Raw genomic sequence first — 4,357 nt, 5'->3', positions numbered from 1 at the left:
GTCGACCTCGTAGGCGACGACGTCGTAGAGCTTGCCGGAGAAGTTGAGCTTCATGCCGTGGGTGAGGTGACCACCGTGCGCCAGGGACAGACCCATGATCTTGTCGCCGGCATCAGCCAGGGCGTGGAGGACGGCAGCGTTGGCCTGTGCGCCGGAGTGCGGCTGGACGTTGGCGAACTCGGCGTCGAAAAGCTCCTTGGCGCGGTTGCGGGCGAGGTCCTCGACGATGTCGGCGTTCTCGCAGCCGCCGTAGTAACGGCGCCCCGGGTACCCCTCGGCGTACTTGTTGGTGAACACCGAACCCTGCGCCTGCAGGACGGCGCGGGGAACGAAGTTCTCGGAGGCGATCATCTCGAGGAAATCGCGCTGACGGGTGATCTCGCCACCGATGGCGGCGTGGATCTCCGGGTCGAGAACGGACAGTTCCTGGTAGCGAAGGTCAGAAGACTCAGCGGTCATGGGCGTTTACGCCAACCTTTCTCGGGGGACACGAGGTTCGACGCACAGCTTACCGCCCCAGTGCGGGCCCATACCCCCTGCCCCCGGAGGACAGGTGACACAATGGAAGACATGTCCCGGCCCAAGGATGCCACCCCGTACGTGGATTTCGACCGCTCCTCCTGGCGTGCCCTGCGCAAATCAATGCCGCAGGTGCTCACCGAGGCCGAGGTCGAGGAGCTGCGCGGTATCGGTGAATCCATTGATCTGGTGGAGGTCGCCGAGGTCTATCTGCCGCTGTCGCGTCTCATCCACCTGCAGGTCTCCGCGCGCCAGAAGCTCATCGCCGCCACCGAGACCTTCCTCGGCGCCTCCTCCGGGCACGTGCCCTTCGTCATCGGCGTGGCCGGGTCGGTGGCCGTGGGAAAGTCGACGACCGCCCGACTGCTGCAGGTACTGCTGCAGCGCTGGGATTCTCACCCCCGGGTGGACCTGGTGACCACCGACGGTTTCCTCCACCCGGCGGCCGAGCTGCACCGACGCGGTCTGATGAAGCGCAAGGGCTTCCCGGAGTCCTATGACCAGCGGGCGCTGCTGCGCTTTGTCACCGACGTGAAGTCCGGTCACCCCGCCGTCGACGCCCCCGTCTACTCCCACAAGCTCTACGACCGGGTGCCCGACGAGGTGCTCACCGTCTCCCAGCCGGACATCCTCATCGTCGAGGGTCTCAACGTGCTGCAGACCGGCCCGACGCTCATGGTCTCCGACCTCTTCGACTTCTCCGTCTACGTCGACGCGCGCACGGAGGACATCGAGAAGTGGTACATCGACCGCTTCCTGCAGCTGCGCTCCACCGCCTTCCGTGAGCCCGGCGCGCACTTCGGCCACTACGCCGACTACGGCGACGCCAAGGCCCGGGCGGAGGCCCGCGAGATCTGGCAGTCGATCAACCTGCCCAACCTGGTGGAGAACATCCTGCCCACCCGCGTCCGCGCCTCCCTGGTACTGCGCAAGGGGGCGGATCACCTGGTGGAGCAGGTCCGCATGCGCAAGATCTAGCGCTGGGCCTTAACCCACGCGACGACCTGGTCGAGCTCAGAAAGGTCGACCCGGTCGATGTCCCGGTCGTAGGCGTCGATGATGGCGCGGTCATTGGCGCTGCGGTCCGCCTCGCGCTTGGCTTTCAGTGCCTTGACGAAGCCCCACATGATCATCTTGTGTTTGCGGTTCATCGTCGAGTAGCTCAGGCGTCCGGGCAGGTAGAAGCGGGCCGCGCCCTCCGGCACGGAGCCGGCGAGCTGGTCCTTCTCACGGAACTCCTCCAGCAGGGTCATGCCGACCGCGCACACCGCCACCGGCCGGGACCCGGTGTCCTGCTTCGCCACGAAACTCGCCGCCGGGATCATCGGTCCGTGGACGTAGGAGAGCACGATCAGGGGGTCGGTGGAGTCGGTGAGCACGGGGGCGTCGGCAAGCGGCGTGGCGGTGACTCCGAGGCGCTCGGCCAGCGCGTGGGCGTAGTCGGCGGTGGAGCCGTACGCGGACTCATAGAAGACGGTGATCACGAAGGACCCTACTTTCCGAATCGTCGACTGCGGTGGGAGTAGGCGCGGAGCGCGCGGAGGAAGTCGATCCTGCGAAACGCCGGCCAGTAGGTGTCGGTGAACCAGATCTCCGAGTACGCGGCCTGCCACAGGAGGAAACCGGACAGCCGCTGCTCACCGGAGGTGCGGATGACCAGGTCCGGATCCGGCTGGCCGGAGGTGTAGAGGTGATGGGAGATCGATTCGACGGTGACCTTGTCCGCCAGCGTCTCAGCCGGGGTGCCGGCGGCGATCTCCTCGGCGAGCAGCTCATGGACCGCGTCGACGATTTCCTGCCGCCCGCCGTAGCCGACCGCGATGTTGACGGTGATTCCGGTGCGCTCGACGGTGCGGCGGGCGGACTCGCGCCAGCGGGCGGCGACCTCCGGGGGCAGCAGGTCGAGGTGCCCCACCAGGCGCACGCGGGCGGAGTGGTCGTCCCCGGAGAGTTCGTCGACGACATCACCGATGATCCCGAAGAGCAGTTCCAGCTCATGCGCCTCCCGGCCCAGGTTCTCCGTGGACAGCAGGTAGACGGTGACCACCTCCACCTCGGTTTCCTCACACCAGTGGACGACCTCGCCGATCTTCTTCGCCCCCACCCGGTGGCCGTGGCTGATGTCCGCGTGCCCGGCCTCGCGGGCCCACCGGCGGTTGCCGTCGGCCATGATCGCGATGTGCTTGGGCTGGCGCGCGCCCTTGAGCTCGCGCGCGAGGCGCTGCTCGTAGAGGGGATACAGCAGACGGGTCAGTTTCACGGCTCTCAGTCTAGTGTCTGGCCCGCCCGTCGTGTCCGTACCGCCGCCGCCAGTTCGCCGAGCAGGTCGACGGTGGTGTCGATGTCCATGCAGGCATCGGTCACCGATTGACCGTAGGTGAGTTCGTCGAGTCGCTGCGGATCCAGGGTCTGCGCTCCCGCCACGAGGAAGGACTCCAGCATGATGCCGGCGATGTGCTCGTTGCCCCGGGCGATCTGCTGCGCGACATCGCGCGCCACCTCCGCCTGCCGGACGTGGTCCTTGCCGGAGTTGGCGTGGGAGGCGTCGATCATCAGGCGCGGGTGGTCGGTGCGCTCCGCGAGCTTATCGACGACCCGTCCCACCGACTCCGCATCCGCGTTCGGCCCCGCGGTTCCGCCGCGGAGGATGACGTGGCAGTTCTCGTTGCCGGCGGTCTGCACGACGGAGGGGCGACCACCGTCCGAGGTGCCGAAGAAGAAGTGCGGCTGGGAGGCCGCCGACACCGCGTCCATGGCCACCTGCAGGGTGCCGTCGGTGCCGTTCTTGAAGCCGATCGGCATGGACAGCCCCGAGGCGAGCTGCCGGTGCACCTGCGATTCGGTGGTCCGGGCCCCGATGGCACCCCAGGCGACCAGGTCCGCCCAGTACTGCGGGGAGTTGGGCTCGAGGAACTCCGCGGCGGTGGGCAGACGCAGATTGACCACCTCGCTCAAGACCTCCCGGGCCAGGTGCAGGCCGTGGTTGATGTCGTAGGAGCCGTCGAGGTGGGGGTCGTTGATCAGGCCCTTCCAGCCGATCGTGGTCCGCGGCTTCTCGAAGTAGACGCGCATGATGATCTTGAGGTCCGCGGCCAGCAGGTCCGCCAGCGGAGCCAGGCGGTGCGCGTAGTCGAGGGCGGCCTCTCGGTCGTGGATGGAACAGGGTCCGACCACCACGGCGAGGCGGTCATCGGCGCCGCGGAAGATGTCGGCGATCTCCGTTCTGTCCCGTTCCACCCTCTCCTCCTGCTCGGGTGTCAGCGGTGAGCGCGTGCGCAGCTCCGCCGGGCTGGGCAGGTCATGGAAGGCGACGACGCGGCGGTTGGCGGTCGAGGGGTAGGTCGCAGTGGTCATGGGGGTGGCTCTTTTCTGTGGGTGGGTATGAAAAAAGCAGCCCCTCGACCCGATTTCTCGGGGAGGTGCTGCTGGGGCTCCGGGGGTGTTCGTCGTCAGTGGCGTGCGTGCGCACCAACGAGGCTCAGCTCCGGAGCCCCGTCAAAATAAAATCGTGCGACGAACATGACTGGCACTATAGCACTAGAACCAGCTCTGCTTGCGGCGGTCGAGCAGACCTGCCTCCGCCATCGCCTTGTCCACGGCCTCGCGGTCGAAGGGATCCAGGCCGTGCGCCTCGGCGAAGGCCCGACGCCGGTTGTAGCGGCTGTAGCGGCGGTGGAAGGACCAGCCGATGAACAGCACCACGACGGCGAGCACGACGAGAACGGTCATGCCGATGGGAGAGGCCTTACCGAACTCCGGGCCGAGCGGACCGCCCTGCTGCTGCTGGGCGAAGATCATCAGTTCTGTGAGATCAAGCATCGTTTTCTTCCGTGATGTC

Annotated in this window: 5 protein-coding genes and 1 pseudogene; 1 reads left to right on the top strand and 5 read right to left on the bottom strand. The window is 67.1% G+C overall.

The window, feature by feature from the left end:
* Positions 1-459 (bottom strand): annotated as a pseudogene (locus Q4F73_RS09620) (serine hydroxymethyltransferase); the annotation flags it as partial.
* Positions 460-570: 111 nt separating this feature from the next.
* On the opposite strand from Q4F73_RS09620, the gene coaA reads away from it, so the two are divergent.
* Positions 571-1,497: a type I pantothenate kinase gene (coaA, locus tag Q4F73_RS09615; protein ID WP_303359130.1), complete on the top strand. Its 927-nt coding sequence runs from the start codon at positions 571-573 to the stop codon at positions 1,495-1,497.
* Here the strand turns inward: coaA and Q4F73_RS09610 are convergent.
* From Q4F73_RS09610 to Q4F73_RS09595, 4 genes are all read right to left on the bottom strand, one after another.
* Entirely contained in the window at positions 1,494-2,003 is a 510-nt protein-coding gene (locus tag Q4F73_RS09610; RefSeq protein WP_303359129.1) for a flavodoxin domain-containing protein, read from the bottom strand. The genes coaA and Q4F73_RS09610 overlap by 4 nt on opposite strands.
* Positions 2,004-2,011: 8 nt before the next feature.
* Positions 2,012-2,779, bottom strand: coding sequence for an isoprenyl transferase (locus tag Q4F73_RS09605; RefSeq protein ID WP_303359128.1), 768 nt, complete (start codon positions 2,777-2,779; stop codon positions 2,012-2,014).
* Positions 2,780-2,784: 5 nt separating this feature from the next.
* On the bottom strand, positions 2,785-3,873 hold the full coding sequence (locus Q4F73_RS09600) for a 3-deoxy-7-phosphoheptulonate synthase (protein ID WP_303359127.1): 1,089 nt from the start codon (positions 3,871-3,873) through the stop codon (positions 2,785-2,787).
* A gap of 183 nt (positions 3,874-4,056) precedes the next feature.
* Positions 4,057-4,338, bottom strand: coding sequence for a hypothetical protein (locus Q4F73_RS09595; protein WP_303359126.1), 282 nt, complete (start codon positions 4,336-4,338; stop codon positions 4,057-4,059).
* Positions 4,339-4,357: the final 19 nt, after the last annotated feature.

It is taken from the genome of Corynebacterium sp., from assembly GCF_030535495.1.
In the GTDB taxonomy this organism is placed as follows: Bacteria; Actinomycetota; Actinomycetes; order Mycobacteriales; family Mycobacteriaceae; genus Corynebacterium.
The sequence above is the reverse complement of the archived record's forward strand: the minus strand, read 5'-3'. Positions and strand labels throughout refer to the sequence as shown.